Genomic DNA, 441 nt, shown 5'->3' with positions numbered 1-441 from the left:
GCCAGATTGGGGCGCGCAATGCGGAAAACACCCTCTATCAGAACGTCCTGAAACAGGTCTCCCGTAACTACGCCGATATCACGCTGGCAGACATGACCGGCGACACGCTGGCGGACCCGCTTTTCAGTACCGAACAGACCGTGCCGGGAATGTTTACCCGTCAGGCGTGGGAAGGACAGGTAAAAGAGGCAATAGAACAGGTGGTCACCGCCCGGCGTGAGGAAATCGACTGGGTGCTCAGTGACCGTCGGCAGGACGCATCCGCCGATATCTCGCCGGAGGTGCTGCGCGCCCGCCTGACAACACGCTACTTCACTGATTTCGCCGGTAGCTGGCAGACCTTCCTCAACAGCATTCGCTGGAAGAAAGAGGACTCGCTTTCCGGCGTGCTTGTCCAGTTAACGCTGATGGCTGATGCCCGCCAGTCGCCGCTGATTACGC

Annotated in this window: 1 protein-coding gene; it reads left to right on the top strand. The window is 59.6% G+C overall.

Annotated elements, in window-relative coordinates; all coding sequences use genetic code 11:
- Nucleotides 1-441: ImcF-related family protein (locus CWM53_RS27815; protein ID WP_227521738.1), on the top strand; the 441-nt coding region annotated here is incomplete at both ends.

It is taken from the genome of Klebsiella sp. A-Nf5 (assembly GCF_002810545.1).
Lineage (GTDB): Bacteria > Pseudomonadota > Gammaproteobacteria > Enterobacterales > Enterobacteriaceae > Klebsiella > Klebsiella variicola.
Note: the sequence above shows the minus strand (reverse complement) of the source record. Positions and strands in the feature narration are given on the sequence as shown.